This window comes from Neisseria sp. P0021.S006, from assembly GCF_051956895.1.
Genome location: NZ_JBQCWZ010000015.1, coordinates 1 through 17,252, shown reverse-complemented (window position 1 = coordinate 17,252; position 17,252 = coordinate 1). Strand labels below are relative to the sequence as shown.

Genomic DNA, 17,252 nt, shown 5'->3' with positions numbered 1-17,252 from the left:
GTTTATTTCTTCTGTTTTTCAGACGGCCTGAAGATAAGCATATACACCAGCAAGGCAGTCAGCGTGCCGTTTGTCCAACCTGCCCAAACATCGGTGGGATAATGCACGCCCAAATAAATGCGTGAAAACCCGGTCAACAGGGCAAAGGCAATACCGGCCACCCAAGCGGCGCGGCGGTAGCGCGTGCGGCGGCAAAGCAATATCAGCATGACGGCAATGGCGGCGGAAAACGTACTGTGGCCGCTGGGGAAGGAAAAATTGCTCTCTTCAATTAGGCGCGGCCAAAGCAGTGGGCGTTCGCGGGCAAACCAAACCTTCACAATCAGCATGTTCACAGTCGGCACCAATGCCGCCAACACGCAAAACAGTGCTTCGCGCTTCTTATCGGCGAAATACAGGGCGGCGGCAACCGCGCCGATTAGCGGCACGGCAATCGCGGTTTTGCCCAGATAGTGCAACACGGTGGCAATCGGGTCAAACCATGTGCCCGCGTGGGCATGGACGGCGTGCATCAGCGGCGGCTCGAAAGCGAAGCCGCCATATTGCGCCAGCCAAATGCCGATAACGAGGGTCGGCGGTAAAAACAGCAAAGAAGCGAAAGCCAGTGCGCGTTTGGCTTGGGCTGGAGACAAGTGCATTATTCCACCGTTTCTTTCAAAGTCGCGCCAATCGCCTGCAAACCCTGCAACGCATCTGCCCACGCCGCATCCAGCAAGCGGCATGCCTCGCCTTCCGCTTTGATGCCGAACTCGATATGCGGCGGAATATAACGGCCGTCTGAAGCGGTACGGCCCACGGTGGGCAGGCTGTACGAACGGATACCGGCGTAGGTACGCTCAAGATGTTCCATAATCGGCGTAATGCGCGATTCGGGTTGGTCGAACACATACACGCTGCGGCTGCCGCGTTCGGTTTGGTTGAAGCGGTCGGCGTAATAAGTTTCCAATACCCATTCGGCCATCGGGTGCGCCATCACGGGGAAGCCGGGGAAGAAATAATGCTCGCGGATGGAAAATCCGGCGATGTTGTTAAACGGATTGGGTACCAATTCCGCGCCTTCGGGAAAATCCGCCATTTTCAGACGCTGGGCGTGTTCCGGCGAATCGAGCGGCTCGCCGCGTTTCAGGGTTACGCCTTCGATAAACTTGGCGGCTTCAGGATGGCGGATAACGGGCAAATCCAAAGCAGCCGCTGCGGCTTGGCGCGTATGGTCGTCAGGTGTAGAGCCGATGCCGCCGGTAACGAAAGTCGGCAGGCCGTCTGAAAAGCTGCGGCGCAGCTGTTTGACCAGCAATTCGGGTTCGTCGGGCAGATATTGCACCTGATTGAGTTTCAGCCCGTGCGATTCCAATAAAGATTTGAAAAAGGCGAAATGCTTGTCTTGGCGGCTGCCGTGCAGGATTTCATCGCCGATGATAATGAGGTTAAAAGCGTTCATGATGAGGTTTCTTTAATACGGCCTTCCGAACATTCAGACGGCCTATTGCTGACAATGTATTCCATTTATAAGATAATGGTTTCAACTTTTCAAGTCTGGAGAAATTCCCATGAGCCAAAACCATACCATTTTACAAAATCTCCCCGTCGGTCAAAAAGTCGGCATCGCCTTCTCCGGCGGCCTTGATACCTCTGCCGCGCTGTTGTGGATGAAACTCAAAGGCGCGCTGCCTTACGCCTACACCGCAAACCTCGGTCAGCCCGACGAAGACGATTACAACGCCATTCCTAAAAAAGCGATGGAATACGGCGCAGAAAACGCCCGCTTAATCGACTGCCGCGCGCAGTTGGCACACGAAGGCATCGCCGCCATCCAATGCGGCGCGTTCCACGTTTCCACCGGCGGCATCGCCTACTTCAACACCACACCTCTGGGCCGCGCCGTGACCGGCACCATGCTCGTTTCCGCCATGAAAGAAGACGACGTGAATATCTGGGGCGACGGCAGCACCTACAAAGGCAACGACATCGAGCGTTTCTACCGCTACGGCCTCTTGACCAATCCCGCGTTGAAAATCTACAAACCTTGGCTCGATCAACAATTTATCGACGAACTCGGCGGCCGTCACGAAATGAGCGAATTTCTGATTGCCAACGGCTTCAACTACAAAATGTCGGTTGAAAAAGCCTATTCCACCGACTCCAATATGCTCGGCGCAACGCATGAAGCCAAAGATTTGGAATTCCTCAACAGCGGCATCAAGATCGTTAAGCCCATCATGGGCGTTGCCTTCTGGGACGAAAGCGTCGAAGTCAAACCCGAAGAAGTCAGCGTGCGCTTTGAAGAAGGCGTGCCGGTTGCATTAAACGGCAAAGAATACGCCGACCCCGTCGAACTCTTCCTCGAAGCCAACCGCATCGGCGGACGCCACGGTTTGGGCATGAGCGACCAAATCGAAAACCGCATCATCGAAGCCAAATCGCGCGGCATCTACGAAGCCCCGGGCATGGCATTATTCCACATCGCCTACGAGCGTTTGGTGACCGGTATCCACAACGAAGACACCATCGAACAATACCGCATCAACGGCCTGCGTCTCGGCCGACTGCTCTACCAAGGCCGCTGGTTTGACAGCCAAGCCCTCATGTTGCGCGAAACCGCACAACGCTGGGTTGCCAAAGCCATTACCGGCGAAGTTACCCTCGAACTGCGCCGCGGCAACGACTATTCGATTCTGAACACCGAATCGCCCAACCTGACCTACCAACCCGAACGCCTGAGCATGGAAAAAGTTGAAGACGCCGCATTCACCCCGCTCGACCGCATCGGCCAACTGACCATGCGCAACCTCGACATCACCGACACCCGCGCCAAACTGGGTATTTACTCGCAAAGCGGTTTGTTGTCCTTGGGCGAAGGTTCCGTATTGCCGCAGTTGAACAATAAAGAGTAGAATCATAGGGGGTCTTAAGGCCCCCTTATTTTAAAGGAATAAAATGAAAGAATATAAAGCCGTCATTTATCAAGAGAACCTGCTTTCCAGCTTGATTTTCGGCAGCGCCAAAATCAATCCGGTCAAATTCAGCGATTTCCTCAACAGCCACGCTTCGCAAGGCTGGAAGGTCGTTACCATGGAAAAAGACCAGCGCCGCATGCTGCTGTTTTTCGTGCGTGAAGCCTACGTCGTCATTTTGGAAAAAGAACGTGTTTAAGCTCGGCGTCTATGCCTGTCTCGGATTGTTCGTCGGCTGGGTGTTGCTCTTGATTTTGCAACTGTGGTTTGCCTTTATCGACGCCGATTTGTTTTTCAAAATCTCCCTGACCATGGCCGGTCTTTTCATTATCATTCTGGCCAGCTTACTGGTCATCGGCCAGTATTTTGCCGAAAAGAAAATGAAAGACGACGGATTTATCAACTGATACCGCTTTAAAAACACCCTATTTTGAAAACTTAACGCAACATCCTTGTTTAATAGACAAGGCCGTCTGAAATTTAAGTTTCAGACGGCCTTATTACCCTTCCCAAATTTATCAAATACCATGAAATTCTTTTCTCACTTTTATCTTGAAAATCATATGTATTTCAACGACTACTTGAAATACATCCTGATTTTCGCCGCCCTCGTCATCCTCCTGCTCGCCGTATCGCAATACCTGCGCCACCGCATGGACACCAAATACCGCGACCTGAGCATTATTGCGCTGCTGTTGCTCATCCTCATCTGCGGCACGCAATATCTTTCGTACAGCGAGCGTCAAAACTTTGCCGCCGACACTTCGCGCATGGTGGGTTTTCTCAATGCTTTGATTGAAAACCAAAAAGTTGAAAAACAAGACATCATCGTCAACAGCACGCGCCTGTTCAACGGCATGATTATCGGCATTAAAAACCAATACTACGAAGTCCATTTCAATCAAGACTTCTCCGCCTACACGCTGACGCCCATCAATTTGGTCAACAACAATATCGAACTCATCGATAAAGAATAACAGGATACACACACATGGAAGCATACTCCCTGCTCGCCCTCAAACTGCTGATGGGTTTTTTAGGTTTGATTTTGCAAATCAACCTCTTAGGCAAAGGCAACCTCGCGCCGACCTCCGCCATGGACCAAGTGCAAAACTATGTACTCGGCGGCATCATCGGTGGCGTGATTTACAGCGACAGCGTCGGCCTGTTGCAATTTTTCCTCGTGCTGATTTTGTGGACGCTGTTGGTCTTGAGCCTGAAATTCATCAAAAACCACAACCGCTGGGTCAAATCCATCATTGACGGCAAATCCGTCTGGGTTATCGTCAACGGCGAAATCCAAACCGATGAATGCATGAAAAACGGCATCAGCGCGCACGACCTCATGTTCAAACTCCGCGCCGCCGGCATCTACGAAATCTCTGCCGTCAAACGTGCCGTGATGGAACAAAACGGCCAGCTCGCCGTCATTAAGTACGGCGACGAAAGCCTGCGCTATCCACTGATTACAGACGGCCAAGTTGACCCCGACATCCTCGAAATCATTAAGCGTGATGAAGAATGGCTGCAACAGGAACTCGACCGCCTCCACCTTGAAGCCTCGCAAGTCTATATCGGCGAATACATAGACGGAAAATTGGTGGCACACCGTTATCCTTCTTGATTTGAAAATAGCAGGCCGTCTGAAACCTTGATTTCAGACGGCCTTTTTGTATTCAGCCCAAACACTGATTTTTTAATCGCGATATTCAAACCTTGCACCCAAAAATTGAGCCAGTGCGGAGACGTGGGAATGTCGAGGGTCTTTGACGGCGGTCAGCAATAAAATATTGCCGTGCTGTTTTTCCAAATCCAGCAGCCGCTTGATGGCGGCTTGTGCAGTTTCATTGTGCAACTCTTCGTGATAACGGCTGACAAAACCGTCAAAATTTTGAGCCGGATTTTCGTGATACCAGCGGCGCAGGTTTGCACTGGGCGTAATGTCTTTCAGCCAAAGCGCAGTGGCAAAAACCTCTTTGCGGACGCCGCGCGGATAGAGGCGGTCGATAAAGACGGCGGTTTGTTTAGAATCGGGTTGATAGGCGTAAATGCGTTGTACGGTAAACATTATGTCTGCCTTCAAATCGATTCAGGCCGTCTGAAAATTCAGACGGCCTGATGTTTTTTAGGATTTAAAACAGTTTTTTGACTTCGGCTTCGATATCGTCGGCACGCATAAAGGTTTCGCCGATCAGGAAAGTATGCACGCCGTGGCCGCGCATGAAATCGACGTCTTCTTTGTTGCGGATGCCGCTTTCGGTTACAACGGTTTTGCCGCTCAACTCAGGCAAGAGGTCGAGGGTTTGTTGCAGGGTCACTTCAAACGTACGCAGGTTGCGGTTGTTGACGCCCCACAGCGCTGTGGTCATGTTGCGGCATTTTTCCAGCTCGGACGCATCGTGCAATTCCAACAATACGGTCATGCCCAATTCGTGGGCGACGGCTTCAAAACGCTCAAGTTGCTCGGCTTCCAATGCGGCGGCAATCAGAAGAACCGCATCCGCACCCCACGCGCGCGCCTGATAAATTTGGTATTCGTCGATGATAAAGTCTTTACGCAAGACCGGCAGCGCCACGGCCGCACGCGCCTGTTTCAAATACTCCGGCGAGCCTTGGAAATAAGGTTCGTCCGTCAACACGGACAAACAGGCCGCACCCGCTTTTTCATAGGCAACGGCGATTTCGGCAGGATGAAAATCAGGGCGGATCAGGCCTTTGCTCGGGCTGGCTTTTTTGACTTCGGCAATAATGGCGGGCAGGTTTTGTGCGTGTTTTGCACGGATCGAGCCGATAAAGCTGCGAACCGGCGCAGCAGCCTGCGCTTGGGCTTTGATGTCTTCCAAGGAAACGGCGGCTTTTTGGGCGGCCACTTCTTCTGCTTTGGTGGCAAGGATTTTGTTGAGAATATCGGTCATGGCGTTTTTCTACTGAGCTGATTTTCGGGTTTAAATCGTGCAACATGCCGTTGCCGATTAGGTTTCAGACGGCCTGAATGCCGTTATTTTAATGGTTTGAAAAAAGGCGGGCAAGAATGCCCGCCTTTGTGCTTGCTTCAATTTAGTGATGAATGCCCAAAACGGTCGCGTTGTGGCTGATGATTTCGTCCGCCAAAGACGGATTGTCGTTCAGCTTGATGCCGTAACCGGGCACCAATTCTTTCAGACGGCCTGACCATGATTCGGCATGATCGGGGAAGCATTGGTGAACAAGTCTGATCATCAGCGGAACTGCTGTCGATGCACCGGGAGACGCGCCCAGCAATGCGGCCAGCGAGCCGTCGGCATGGGCGACGATTTCGGTACCGAATTGGAGTACGCCGCCTTTTTTCGGGTCTTTTTTGATGATCTGCACACGCTGACCGGCGGTAATCAGTTCCCAATCGTCAGGATTGGCTTCGGGATAGTAGTCGAGCAGCGAGGCGAAGCGTTCTTCTTTGGTTTTGCGCAATTCGCCCAAGAGGTATTTGGTCAGCGGCATATTGTCCCAACCGGCGCGGAGCATGGGGTAGAGGTTGTCCATGTGGATGGACATCGGCAAATCCATGAGCGAGCCTTGTTTGAGGAAGTTGGGGCGGAAGCCTGCATACGGGCCGAACATCAAATGGCGTTGGCCGTCCACGTTGCGGGTATCCAAGTGCGGAACGGACATTGGGGGCGCGCCGACGGAGGCTTGGCCGTACACTTTGGCGTTGTGTTGCGCGGCCGTTTCGGGATTGCTGTTGCGGAAGAAGAGGCCGGAAACCGGAAAGCCGCCGTAGCCTTTGCCTTCGGGGATACCGGATTTTTGCAGCAGGGTCAGTGCGCCGCCGCCTGCGCCGAGGAAGACGAAACGGGTGCGGAGTGTCAACGGGTCGTCATCGTCTTTGGTGCTGCTGGTTTTCAGCACCCATGCGCCGTCCGATTCGCGGTTGAGGTCGTCGACATGGCGGTTGAATTTGATTTTTACGCCTTTGTCGCTCAAGTATTTGACCATCTGGCGGGTCAGGCTGCCGAAATCGACGTCCGTGCCTTCGGCGGAGTAGTTGGCGGCGATGGATTGGTTTTCATCACGGCCGTTGATAACCAGCGGCGCCCATTCGGCAATTTTGGCGCGGTCGGTAGAAAACTCCATTTTTTCAAAGAGTTTTTGGTTTTTGAACACGTCGAAACGTTTTTGCAGATAACTGCAATGGTCGGCGTTCATCACCAGCGACATATGGGGGACGGAATTGATGAAAGTGCGGTCGGTCAGTTTGCCTTCTTCGACCAAAGTCGCCCAAAATTGGCGGCTGATATGGAATTGTTCGGCAATATTGAGGGCGCGGGTCGGATCAATCGTGCCATCGGCAGTCAGGGGCGCATAGTTCAATTCACACAGCGCAGAGTGTCCCGTACCGGCATTGTTCCATGCATTTGATGATTCCAACGCTACATCTTCCAAGCGTTCGATCAGGGTGATTTCCCAAGATGGTTCGAGTTCTTTGAGCAATACGCCCAAAGTAGCGCTCATAATGCCGCCGCCTACTAATACGACATCGGTTGCTTCAGCCATGGTTTTACTCCTACTAAAGTCAGGCATGGTTTGCCTTGTGGTTATCTATCATTATAAACAACTGATTTCATAGGAATTATTTTGTATTTTTGTTGTGTGTGAAACTTTTGTTGCCTGCTGAGTTTCCGAGCGTAAATGGCGGAAGGCAGTTTCGGTTTGGGTTCCAGATTTCAGGTCTTTATAATATGTTATTGAGAATTTAGTAGATTTTACGGAGAAATGCAAAGATTTTCTGTTCGGTTCATATAAAAATAAGAGATTAGGTCGTCTGAAAACGTTTTCTTAACCTTTATCCGCCAACGTTTGCCAAGAAAAAAGAATTTTTCATTTCTTTTTTAATTGACCGTTTTTGTCAGCAATTTCAGCGCTAACAAACGTGAATCAACCGCCAATCTGCTATCATTTCGACTTATCCCACAACAAGGCAAGCCGCCATGTATCTGACACAAGAAAAACCCTACCGCCCCCTATTGGTCGCACTGATGTTCCTCACCCTGCCGCTGGCGATGATATTGCACAATATCGTGCAAATCGCCTTTTCAGACAGCCAAGGACTGCTGGTCACAGTCAAAAACGGCACATGGGCATGGCAAAGCGGCTGGCAGGATTCCGTCGCATGGTTTGTCTGCGGCATGTTTGCCTTCCTCAACTTGCCGATTGCCGGCGGACTGACCAAGCTGGCGTATAAAAAAATGATGCGCCGGCATTCGCGTTACGCCATCTTCCTTGCCGGTGTCGCAGCGTGTGCCTCAGCGGTGGCAGGCTTGATTTTTGAAGCCATCTTAGGCAATGCCGCATTGGCAGGCATGCGTGGGCAAGGCGTGTTCTACTACACCCTCTCCGTATGGATCATCGCCATGCTGACCCTGCCCAAACAGCTCACGCGCGCGCCGGAGCAGCCCATCGTCTTTCACAAGATGAAACGTTGATTCAACAGGCGCAAACATTTTCAGACGGTATGCTTTCCGTTACCATTACATCCAACGCGTTTTAACCAATAAGGAATAACAAATGAATCAGGCGCAACAGCTCCGCGACGGCATACAGGCACTGGGTTTGGACATCGACGAAGCCAAACAAGCCAAACTGCTAGACTATGCCGCCCTGCTGCAAAAGTGGAACAAAACCTACAACCTGACCGCCCTGCGCGATCCCGCCCAAACCGTCAGTCATCACCTGCTCGACAGCCTGACCCTCCTGCCCTATATCGAACACGCGCAAACCATGCTTGACGTCGGCTCCGGCGGCGGACAGCCCGGCATACCCACTGCCATCTGCCGCCCCGACCTCGACATTACCCTCCTCGATGCCAACACCAAAAAAACCGCCTTTCTGCAACAAGCCGTCATCGAACTCGGCCTTAAAAACGTCCGCGTCATCAGCGGCCGCGTAGAAGCCGCCGCCGACTGCCGCGCCGACGTCATCACCAGCCGCGCCTTTGCCGAACTCGCCGACTTCGTCAACTGGACCGAACACCTCCTCAAAGACGGCGGCTACTGGGCAGCCATGAAAGGCGTATATCCGCAAGAAGAAATCGACAAACTCCCCGAAAGCGTCGCCGTCGAAAAAGTCGAAGCATTGCACGTCCCCCAACTCAATGCCGAACGCCATATCGTCATCATCCGCAAAAAGGCCGTCTGAAAACAACCCAAGCATACCGAATAACGGTACAATCCAGCCATCCACACTTAACACGACAGCAAAGCACATGAGCGCACAAATCCTCGCCGTCGCCAACCAAAAAGGCGGAGTCGGCAAAACCACCACCACCGTCAACCTAGCCGCCTCCCTGGCCTCCAAAGGCCGCCGCGTCCTCGTCGTCGACCTCGACCCCCAAGGCAACGCCACCACAGGCAGCGGCATCAACAAAGCCACCATCGAAAACGGCGTTTACCAAGTTGTCCTCGGAGAAACCGACATCCCCAACGCCGTCGTCCGCAGCAAAGAAGGCGGCTACGACGTATTGGGCGCCAACCGCACACTGGCCGGCGCAGAAGTCGAACTCGTCCAAGAAATCGCACGCGAAATCCGCCTCAAAAACGCCCTGCAGCTCGTTGCCGACAACTACGACTACGTCCTCATCGACTGCCCCCCGTCCCTGACCCTGCTCACCCTCAACGGCTTAGTCGCCGCCAACGGCGTCATCGTCCCCATGCTTTGCGAATACTACGCCCTCGAAGGCATTTCCGATTTAGTGGCCACCGTCCGCAAAATCCGCCAAGCCATCAACCCCGACCTCGACGTAACCGGCATCGTCCGCACCATGTACGACAGCCGCAGCCGCCTCGTCGTCGAAGTCAGCGAACAGCTCAAACAACACTTCGGCAACCTGCTCTTCGACACCGTCATCCCCCGCAACATCCGCCTCGCCGAAGCCCCCAGCCACGGCCTCCCCGCCCTCGCCTACGATGCCCACGCCAAAGGCACGCAGGCTTATCTCGACTTGGCCGATGAACTGATTGCACGGTTGGAAAAATAAACAGAAATATGAATATAAAAGGCCGTCTGAAAGTTGGGAAATACTTTCAGACGGCCTTTGGTTTGATTGGAAAGAACATTTTTAAAAAAGACCGCGTGCGTGCGTACCGCACACACCCTACACATAAATTTTAAACTCTTTGTAATTCATAGGTAGGGTGTGTGCCCAAAGGCACGCACGCGGTTGCATGGAGGCTACGGCTTGCTTATTTTAATATAATTAATTGATTTTAATAAATTAAATATTTCTTTTACAGCATAATTCATACCTAAAAAATTATTAATTTACCCTTAAATAAAGTTATTTAAGATAATACGTTGACAAAAAATCTCTACTAACATATAATCAAGGAAAATAAATTTTAACTGGTGGCTGATATGAACTTAAATAACCTTATTAATTCACTAAAAGAGGCTTATTTACGCCTTGTTAGTGAATTTGGTAGTGAGCATGTTGGTCGATATTACGTACCTTACGATCTGTTAAAAGAGGAGTTAGGTTACAAACGTGCAACAAAAAAAATGCTTGAAACTTCTATGTTAATTTTAAGGCAAGCTGGTTTTGAAGTATCTGATGAACCGGCTAATAGGGCTCTTTTAGTGAAAGTCGATATTAACTCACTTTCTTATATGGATAGCGAACGTTTAGCTAAAGCATTAGAGCAATATCGAAATAAACCTCATGGATAAAATAAAGCCGACCTTAATTATTGACGTAATTAAGGTCGGCAGGTAGGTATTCAATGTTGACGCATTGAATACAATGCAGCATTCCCAGCCGCTCATTACAACAGCAACTAGGTTATAAACTGCTAACTTTCTGACTAAAAGTTCTTAGATTTTAACCATAACGTCTGCGATTGTCTACTATCCGTTAAGCGTTGGGCAACATCCTCGGATAGAAAGTGTATATATGTATACAGACGATCGAGGCACTTTTATCTTACGTTGGACTCGTAAATTGCCCAATGGTAAGGTAATTCGTGCTAAAGGAAAGCCTTTTAAAATCTATATTTCAAAGTAATTGTGTTGAGGTATTTTTAATACATTACAATTTGCAAGCCGTTTGGTTATAAGCCAAACGGCTTTTTGTTGCACAATGAACAAGTTTTACAAAAACAATCCTAATATAGAAATTTACATACCGAATTTTCCCCACTCCTTCAACAACCTCTTCACCGACACCGGATACGGTGTCTTCAATTCCTGTGCAAACAGCGACACTCTCAATTCTTCAATCATCCATTTAAACCCTGCAAGGCCGTCTGAAACGGGTAGTCCTTGTTTCACCAAACTGTCGGTTTTTTCTTGCCACATTTGTTCCAGCTCTTGAATATCGGCTTCGCGGGCTGCGTCGCGGGCGGGGTTGCTACTGTATTTTTCGAGACGCAGGGTCATGGCTTTTAGGTAGATGGGGAGGCGCGGCCATTGTGCCCACGGGGTGCGGGTGGCGAAGCCGGCGGCGAGCAGGGTTTGCAGGCGTAGTCTTAGGAGGTGGGTCAATGGATGCTTGCCGAGTTTGCCGTTGAGTTCGGCATAGGCGGCTGCGGTTTCCTGCAAGTAGCGGCTGAGGGCTTCTTTGACGGCAGGCAGGCGGCTGCGGGCGCGTTTGATTTGCTCTTTAAAGGCTTTTTCGTTGCGTGGCAGCTCGTCTTCGCCGATAAAGGCGCGGTCACAGACGGCTTGGGTGAGGTCGTCGCGCAGGGTGTCGGCATTGATGTGTTTGAGCAGCATGGCGGCTTGGGTAAAGCCTTGGATGCCTTTGTTCAGGTCTTTAACTTGTTCTTTTAATTGCAGCTTCATCAATTCGATTACGCCTTGACGGTGTGCCTGTTCGGCGGCTTCGGTGGTGTCAAACAGGCGCAGGGCGATGCGGCCGTCTTTTTCTTTTTGCAGGCCGAGATAGCCGGTGAGCTGTTGTTTGCCACGGGCAAATTTGATGGATTCGGGCAGGGTGCCGATGTCCCATGCGGTAACGTTGTCGCGCTCGAATTCTTGGGTGTTGTCGCGGAAGGTAACGGCGGCGGCTTGGCCGAGTTGTTGTTGCAATTCATGCAGTTTGCGGCCGCCGGCAAGCTCTTGTCCGCCGTCGTCGATAATGCGCAGATTCAGATAGCAGTGTTCGGGCAATTCTTGCGCCACCCATGCGTCTTGGTCGATTTGCTCGAGAATCCGCATATCGCCGGCGCTTTTGGCGATAAAGTGCGCCAACTGGGGAATGATGGCCGCTTGGCGGTCGGGATTGCTTTCGAGAAATTTGGTGATGAAATCGGGTACGGGCACGCAAATGCGGCGGATTTGCTTCGGCAGGGCTTTAATCAGCAGCTGGATTTTTTCGCGCAACATACCGGGCACCAGCCATTCGAGCGACGGCGCGTGCAGGCGGTTGAGGACGGTCAGCGGCACGGTCATGGTCACGCCGTCGAGCGGATGGTGCGGCTCAAAGCGGTAGGAAAGTTTGAACTTGCCGTCTGCGGTTTGCCAGAATTTGGGGAACTGTTCTTCGGTAATGTGCGCGGCGGCGTGTTGCATCAAATCGTCGCGGCTGAGAAACAGCAGGCGCGGATTGTCGCGTTCGGCGGTTTTGAGCCAGGCTTCAAAGGTGCGGATATCGGCAAGGGGCAAAGGTTTCAGACGGCCTTTGCCTTTTGCGGCATGCTGATTGGTCTTGTTGTCTGATCCGTTTTGTTCGGCATTTTTATCTGACAGGTTTTGTCCGCCCTCTTCACTTCCCCAAATGCCGCCTTTCGCGTCTTTCCACACCAGCTCGGGCAGGCGTTCGTTATAAAACGCAAACAGGGCTTCGTCGTCGACCAATACGTCTTGTTTGCGCGATTTGTGTTCGAGTTCGGTAATTTCTTTAATCAGCTTTTTATTGTGGGCAAAAAAGGCCGTCTGAAGATTGCTTTCCTGCGCCACCAATGCGCCGCGGATAAAGATTTCGCGCGCTTCTTTGGGCGCAACTTTGCCGTAAGACACGGGGCGGCGCGGCAATACGGTCAGGCCGTAAAGCGTCACGCGTTCACTGGCGATGACTTCGCCGCGTTTTTGCTCCCAGTGCGGCTCGAAATAATGATAGCGGACGAGGTGCGGCGCTTCCTGCTCTATCCATTCGGGCTGGATAACGGCGACGTCGCGCGCGTAAAGGCGCGTGGTTTCAACCAATTCTGCCGCCATCACCCATTTAGGTTTGGCTTTGAACAAGGCTGATGCCGGGAAAAGGTGGAAACGGCTGCCGCGCGCGCCAGTATAGTCGTTGCCGTCGGGTGATTTCATGCCGACGTTGGCGATAAGGCCGGTCAGCAGGGCGCGGTGGATTTGTTCGTATCCGGCTTCTTTAGCGGCGCGGATTTGGGCGCGGTGTTGTTTCTTATCCAGTTGTTTTTGTTTGAGCTTTGCCGCCAAATCTTGGTCGCCTTGGCTTTCAGACGGCCTTAATTGTTCTTGGGAAGGAGGTTGTCTAAACGCGGCTTCTTTGGTGGTCAAACCCATTTCAATCGCGGTTTGAGCAAGCTGGTGGTGCAGCTCGCGCCATTCGCGCATCCGCAGATGCGACAGGAAATATTGACGGCACCATTGCACCAGCTGCTTGTTGGACAAACCTTTGTCGCGCTCGCGCTGGAAGCTGTCCCAAATATTCAGATAGGCAAGAAAGTCAGATTGCTTATCGGTAAAGCGTTCATGCGCCTTGGCCGCGGCATCGCGCGCTTCCAACGGCCGCTCGCGCGGGTCTTGAATCGACAGTGCGGACGCGATCACCAATATTTCCGCCATGCAGTCGTGTTTCTTCGCCGCCAGTAAAATACGCGCGATTTTCGGGTCGATGGGCAGGCGCGCCATTTGTTCGCCGAGCTTGGTCAGACGGTAGCGCGTGTTGGCACCGATATGGCCTGAACTGTTTTGCAGGCCGTCTGAAATATTGGCTGGGTTGAATCGGGCATCAATGCCTGATCCGCGTACTTGGTTTTTCATATTTTGCATAGTCTTGTCAATCGGGCATCTATCCCCGACATCATCTAAATTTGTCTTTATTGGTTTTCACGCCGCTTATTGTGGATAAACATATTCCGCCTTGCCATCGCGAATGTTCAAGCTGCCTGCATCGCCTGTAATCAGGTTGCCCGTTACCGAGCCTTCACTACAACCTGAAACCGGCATATCGTAGCCCAGTGTGTGAATCAAAAACGTTGAAAGCTGCTGATGGAAGGCAATCTCGCAAGGTGTAAAAGCTTGGTTGGCAGCCTGTTGCACGGCCTTATCCGGGCTGTACAACACCAGCGGCACAAGATAGCTGTCGGGCTGTACCGTGCCTTGATTGTAGGTATCTTGGCGTACATACTGACCATGATCGGAGGTATAGGCAAACAGCCAGTTGCCGTCAGGCTGCTTTTGCAGCTGCTCGAATACGGTTTGAATCATTTGGTCGGTTTTATGGATGGTGTTGTCGTACTTGTCCACAATATTGGCCTCGCCGAATACTTTATCTTGAGGCTGCAACAATGCACCGTATGGGACGTGCGAACCGCGTTGGTGCAACACGATAAAATGCTTGCCCTGCTGCAAATTGATTTTGTCAAACAGCGGCAGCAGTTTCTCATCGGGCATATTGTCGCCGTTGCCGTAGCCAAGCTGCGTCGGCTGAATCAGATGGTCTATCCATTTCTTACCGATTAAGTTCAAAATCGCCATCTCGTTTTCCGCCTGCGCGCTGTAAAAATACGTTTCATAGCCCTGCTCTTTAGCGAGGCGGAACATATTGGTATCGCCGCTGCTGATTTGCTCGTAGCCGTTGGCATGCGGTATCGCATTAAAAAAGCTGGGCAGGGACACAGCCGTCATCAAAGCGGCGGAATAGCTTTGTTTCACAATCGGCTTAAATTCGGCTTGCGACAGCTGGGTCAAAAATGGCGAAGTTTCGCGTCCGTAACCAAACAGTTTCAAATGCGTCGCGCTTTCACTTTCGCCCATAATCAGGACGATATTTTGAACACTGCCCTGCCCGATTTTGCTTGGCGCAGACTGTTTGAACACAGGAATCTTGCTTAAATCAAACAACTGATACGGCAACACGCGTCCGATAAAATAGCCAAAGCTGAAATAATTGGCTTTGATGCGGCTGTATGTTGGTTTGGGCGAAATACCGTGTTCCTGCGTCGTACTGAATGAACGTCCAAAAATCAGCAACATCGCCGCAATAAACAAAATATCGGCAGCAAAATGCGTCTTACAGCGGAACTTGGCAAGGCTGCAAAACAGCACGACTTCCAACACGCCCCACAACACAGGCAGCCACAACTTATCCAACATCGACGCGCCCGCGCTGCCAACTTCGGTAACCTCTTTCAGCATCAGCCAATAATTAATGCCCGTTATCCAACTTTGATAAACCGCGTAATGCACATTGTTGGCAATGATGCTGAGCGCAAAAAACAACGCAATCAGCAACCGTGAAGCCTTATAACGCGCAAACAGATACAGCGCAGCAATCACAAATGTCAGCGCAAACGTTTCTGCAATTTTTGCCGCCGGCAGAGTTTCAATTCCGAATACAAAGCGATAGGCAATTTCGCTGGCAGTAAGTAAAGACGAATACAGAACAAGCGTGAGGAAAGATTTTTTCATCATTAATATTTCACAATAAAAAATTTACCGATTGAGTTTTAAAACCCAATATTCCCTTTTCAATAGTTTTTAGTTTCTCAATGATTTAGGCCGTCTGAAAATGAAACATAATCTACCATTTTCTTTTACTTTTCAGATGGCCTCCACCGCACCCAACTCCAGTAATACCTGAAAACCGTCATTGATATACCGCGAATCGGGCATTTCTAAAAATGGGAATGCTGCTACGTCGCCCAAGTTCAGCGATGCCATGCGTAGGATGACGGCGGCTAGGTTGCTGCGGACGATTTCGGGGGCGGTAAATTCGGGGCGGCTGTTGAAATCTTCTTCTGAAAACAGTCGGATACACACGCCTGCGGAGACGCGTCCGCAGCGACCGGAGCGTTGGCAGGCGGCAGCTTGGGAGATTTTTTCGACATGAAGCTGCTCCACTTTCGCCCGTGCGGAATAGCGTTTGACGCGCGCGAGGCCGGTGTCGATGACGTATTTAATGCCCGGTACGGTGAGCGAGGTTTCGGCGACGTTGGTTGCCAGCACGATGCGGCGTTTTGCGCCTGATGGGTGGAAGATTTTGTGCTGCTCGGCGTGCGACAGGCGTGCGAATAGGGGCAGGATTTCGTCGTTGCGGCGCAGCGTGGATTTGCGCAGGGCTTCGGCGGCTTCGCGGATTTCGCGCTCGCCCGGCAGGAACACCAAAATATCGCCTTCGCCATAGCGTACCAATTCGTCGGCTGCATCGACAATTGCGTCGGTCAGCTCGACTTCTGCGTCGTCTTCGTCTTTGCTGGTCAGCGGTCGGTAGAGGATTTCGACGGGATACGTCCGTCCGCTCACTTCTAAAACAGGGGCACCGTTGAAGTGTTGGGAGAAGCGTTCTGCATCTATCGTTGCCGAGGTGATGATGACTTTCAAATCAGGGCGGCGCGGCAGCAGCTGTTTCAAATAGCCCAAGAGGAAGTCGATGTTCAGGCTGCGTTCGTGCGCTTCGTCGATGATAATCGTGTCGTATGCGGCGAGATAATGGTCGGTCTGGGTTTCTGCCAGCAGGATGCCGTCGGTCATCAACTTGACGCAGGCATCGCGCGAGGTGTGGTCGGTAAAGCGCACTTTATAGCCGACCGCGTTGCCGATTTCGGATTTCAGCTCTTCGGCAATCCGCTCTGCTACGGAACGCGCAGCCAAACGGCGCGGCTGGGTATGCCCGATCAATCCTGCCGCCCCACGCCCGAGTTCCAAACAAATCTTGGGCAACTGCGTGGTTTTGCCCGAACCGGTTTCGCCGCAAATAATCGTTACCTGATTTTCGGCAATGGCTTTTTTGATTTCGTCGAGCTTTTCGTGAACGGGCAGCGTGTTGTCGAATTCGGGCTTGGGCAGTTTGGACAGGCGTTGCAGATAGAGGTCGTGCGATTTTTTGTATTTTTCCTCAACCTTGGCCAGGCCGCCGTATTTATTGGGGTTCTTAAAGGCAGATCGCAGAAAATGGCGGTCTTTGGAGAGGGTTTGGGCGAAATCGGGTTGCGGCATGATGGTGCAATAAATTAAATAATGTGAAAAGAATGGAATTATAGCAAAAGGCCGTCTGAAACTTGCTTGCTTTCAAGTTTCAGACGGCCTTTGTATGGATAAACCGTTTTAGTCGGCGGCGTGCCAAGGTTTTTGCATACCGGC

General features: G+C 51.6%; 17 protein-coding genes. 9 read left to right on the top strand and 8 right to left on the bottom strand.

What is annotated here, in order from left to right:
* Positions 1–2: 2 nt before the first annotated feature.
* Entirely contained in the window at positions 3–638 is a 636-nt protein-coding gene (locus ACTHUM_RS04925) for a phosphatase PAP2 family protein (protein WP_070695192.1), read from the bottom strand.
* Entirely contained in the window at positions 638–1,438 is an 801-nt protein-coding gene (locus ACTHUM_RS04920; RefSeq protein WP_070695191.1) for a competence/damage-inducible protein A, read from the bottom strand. The genes ACTHUM_RS04925 and ACTHUM_RS04920 overlap by 1 nt, the downstream gene beginning before the upstream one ends.
* 109 nt (positions 1,439–1,547) lie before the next feature.
* On the opposite strand from ACTHUM_RS04920, the gene argG reads away from it, so the two are divergent.
* From argG to ACTHUM_RS04895, 5 genes are all read left to right on the top strand, one after another.
* Positions 1,548–2,891, top strand: coding sequence for an argininosuccinate synthase (gene argG, locus ACTHUM_RS04915; protein ID WP_440361268.1), 1,344 nt, complete (start codon positions 1,548–1,550; stop codon positions 2,889–2,891).
* Positions 2,892–2,934: 43 nt separating this feature from the next.
* Complete coding sequence (locus ACTHUM_RS04910; RefSeq protein WP_036493650.1) at positions 2,935–3,150, top strand: DUF4177 domain-containing protein; 216 nt, start codon at positions 2,935–2,937, stop codon at positions 3,148–3,150.
* Entirely contained in the window at positions 3,143–3,358 is a 216-nt protein-coding gene (locus tag ACTHUM_RS04905; protein ID WP_070695190.1) for a hypothetical protein, read from the top strand. Before ACTHUM_RS04910 ends, ACTHUM_RS04905 begins: the two co-directional genes overlap by 8 nt.
* Positions 3,359–3,478: 120 nt before the next feature.
* Entirely contained in the window at positions 3,479–3,928 is a 450-nt protein-coding gene (locus ACTHUM_RS04900; protein WP_036493644.1) for a DUF3290 domain-containing protein, read from the top strand.
* 14 nt (positions 3,929–3,942) lie between these two features.
* On the top strand, positions 3,943–4,575 hold the full coding sequence (locus ACTHUM_RS04895; RefSeq protein ID WP_440361269.1) for a DUF421 domain-containing protein: 633 nt from the start codon (positions 3,943–3,945) through the stop codon (positions 4,573–4,575).
* Between the two features lie 72 nt (positions 4,576–4,647).
* Here ACTHUM_RS04895 and ACTHUM_RS04890 read toward each other — a convergent pair whose 3' ends face one another.
* The 3 genes from ACTHUM_RS04890 to ACTHUM_RS04880 all read right to left on the bottom strand — a co-directional run bounded on the left by ACTHUM_RS04890 (position 4,648) and on the right by ACTHUM_RS04880 (position 7,481).
* A complete protein-coding gene (locus ACTHUM_RS04890; RefSeq protein WP_440361270.1) occupies positions 4,648–5,019 on the bottom strand; it encodes a DUF488 domain-containing protein in 372 nt (123 codons plus the stop codon).
* Positions 5,020–5,083: 64 nt separating this feature from the next.
* The gene (trpC, locus tag ACTHUM_RS04885) at positions 5,084–5,866 is read right to left on the bottom strand and encodes an indole-3-glycerol phosphate synthase TrpC (protein ID WP_440361271.1); all 783 of its coding nucleotides are present in this window, start codon (positions 5,864–5,866) and stop codon (positions 5,084–5,086) included.
* A gap of 142 nt (positions 5,867–6,008) precedes the next feature.
* A complete protein-coding gene (locus ACTHUM_RS04880) occupies positions 6,009–7,481 on the bottom strand; it encodes a malate:quinone oxidoreductase (protein ID WP_070695188.1) in 1,473 nt (490 codons plus the stop codon).
* Between the two features lie 434 nt (positions 7,482–7,915).
* Here ACTHUM_RS04880 and ACTHUM_RS04875 point away from each other — a divergent pair, with 434 nt between their 5' ends.
* The 4 genes from ACTHUM_RS04875 to ACTHUM_RS04860 all read left to right on the top strand — a co-directional run bounded on the left by ACTHUM_RS04875 (position 7,916) and on the right by ACTHUM_RS04860 (position 10,649).
* The gene (locus tag ACTHUM_RS04875; protein ID WP_440361272.1) at positions 7,916–8,410 is read left to right on the top strand and encodes a hypothetical protein; all 495 of its coding nucleotides are present in this window, start codon (positions 7,916–7,918) and stop codon (positions 8,408–8,410) included.
* Between the two features lie 82 nt (positions 8,411–8,492).
* Positions 8,493–9,122 (top strand): 16S rRNA (guanine(527)-N(7))-methyltransferase RsmG, encoded by a 630-nt coding sequence (gene rsmG, locus ACTHUM_RS04870; RefSeq protein WP_036493627.1) that lies wholly within the window; start codon positions 8,493–8,495, stop codon positions 9,120–9,122.
* A gap of 67 nt (positions 9,123–9,189) precedes the next feature.
* On the top strand, positions 9,190–9,960 hold the full coding sequence (locus tag ACTHUM_RS04865) for a ParA family protein (RefSeq protein ID WP_003681348.1): 771 nt from the start codon (positions 9,190–9,192) through the stop codon (positions 9,958–9,960).
* Positions 9,961–10,337: 377 nt separating this feature from the next.
* Complete coding sequence (locus tag ACTHUM_RS04860; RefSeq protein WP_070824046.1) at positions 10,338–10,649, top strand: hypothetical protein; 312 nt, start codon at positions 10,338–10,340, stop codon at positions 10,647–10,649.
* Positions 10,650–11,096: 447 nt separating this feature from the next.
* On the opposite strand, the gene ACTHUM_RS04855 is transcribed toward ACTHUM_RS04860, so the two are convergent.
* From ACTHUM_RS04855 to hrpA, 3 genes are all read right to left on the bottom strand, one after another.
* Complete coding sequence (locus ACTHUM_RS04855) at positions 11,097–13,940, bottom strand: DUF3418 domain-containing protein (protein ID WP_440361273.1); 2,844 nt, start codon at positions 13,938–13,940, stop codon at positions 11,097–11,099.
* A 66-nt stretch (positions 13,941–14,006) separates the two neighbouring features.
* The gene (gene lpt3, locus ACTHUM_RS04850; protein WP_440361274.1) at positions 14,007–15,584 is read right to left on the bottom strand and encodes a lipooligosaccharide phosphoethanolamine transferase; all 1,578 of its coding nucleotides are present in this window, start codon (positions 15,582–15,584) and stop codon (positions 14,007–14,009) included.
* 129 nt (positions 15,585–15,713) lie between these two features.
* The gene (gene hrpA, locus ACTHUM_RS04845; protein WP_004520228.1) at positions 15,714–17,108 is read right to left on the bottom strand and encodes an ATP-dependent RNA helicase HrpA; all 1,395 of its coding nucleotides are present in this window, start codon (positions 17,106–17,108) and stop codon (positions 15,714–15,716) included.
* Positions 17,109–17,252 lie beyond the last annotated feature (144 nt).

Coding starts and splice junctions, on each gene's coding strand:
- trpC (WP_440361271.1), bottom strand. CDS start 5,866: ATGACCGATATTCTCAACAAAATCCTTGCCACCAAAGCAGAAGAAGTG.
- ACTHUM_RS04920 (WP_070695191.1), bottom strand. CDS start 1,438: ATGAACGCTTTTAACCTCATTATCATCGGCGATGAAATCCTGCACGGC.
- ACTHUM_RS04880 (WP_070695188.1), bottom strand. CDS start 7,481: ATGGCTGAAGCAACCGATGTCGTATTAGTAGGCGGCGGCATTATGAGC.
- lpt3 (WP_440361274.1), bottom strand. CDS start 15,584: ATGATGAAAAAATCTTTCCTCACGCTTGTTCTGTATTCGTCTTTACTT.
- rsmG (WP_036493627.1), top strand. CDS start 8,493: ATGAATCAGGCGCAACAGCTCCGCGACGGCATACAGGCACTGGGTTTG.
- ACTHUM_RS04860 (WP_070824046.1), top strand. CDS start 10,338: ATGAACTTAAATAACCTTATTAATTCACTAAAAGAGGCTTATTTACGC.
- ACTHUM_RS04875 (WP_440361272.1), top strand. CDS start 7,916: ATGTATCTGACACAAGAAAAACCCTACCGCCCCCTATTGGTCGCACTG.
- ACTHUM_RS04925 (WP_070695192.1), bottom strand. CDS start 638: ATGCACTTGTCTCCAGCCCAAGCCAAACGCGCACTGGCTTTCGCTTCT.
- ACTHUM_RS04910 (WP_036493650.1), top strand. CDS start 2,935: ATGAAAGAATATAAAGCCGTCATTTATCAAGAGAACCTGCTTTCCAGC.
- ACTHUM_RS04855 (WP_440361273.1), bottom strand. CDS start 13,940: ATGCAAAATATGAAAAACCAAGTACGCGGATCAGGCATTGATGCCCGA.
- ACTHUM_RS04890 (WP_440361270.1), bottom strand. CDS start 5,019: ATGTTTACCGTACAACGCATTTACGCCTATCAACCCGATTCTAAACAA.
- ACTHUM_RS04895 (WP_440361269.1), top strand. CDS start 3,943: ATGGAAGCATACTCCCTGCTCGCCCTCAAACTGCTGATGGGTTTTTTA.
- ACTHUM_RS04900 (WP_036493644.1), top strand. CDS start 3,479: ATGAAATTCTTTTCTCACTTTTATCTTGAAAATCATATGTATTTCAAC.
- ACTHUM_RS04865 (WP_003681348.1), top strand. CDS start 9,190: ATGAGCGCACAAATCCTCGCCGTCGCCAACCAAAAAGGCGGAGTCGGC.
- argG (WP_440361268.1), top strand. CDS start 1,548: ATGAGCCAAAACCATACCATTTTACAAAATCTCCCCGTCGGTCAAAAA.
- hrpA (WP_004520228.1), bottom strand. CDS start 17,108: ATGCCGCAACCCGATTTCGCCCAAACCCTCTCCAAAGACCGCCATTTT.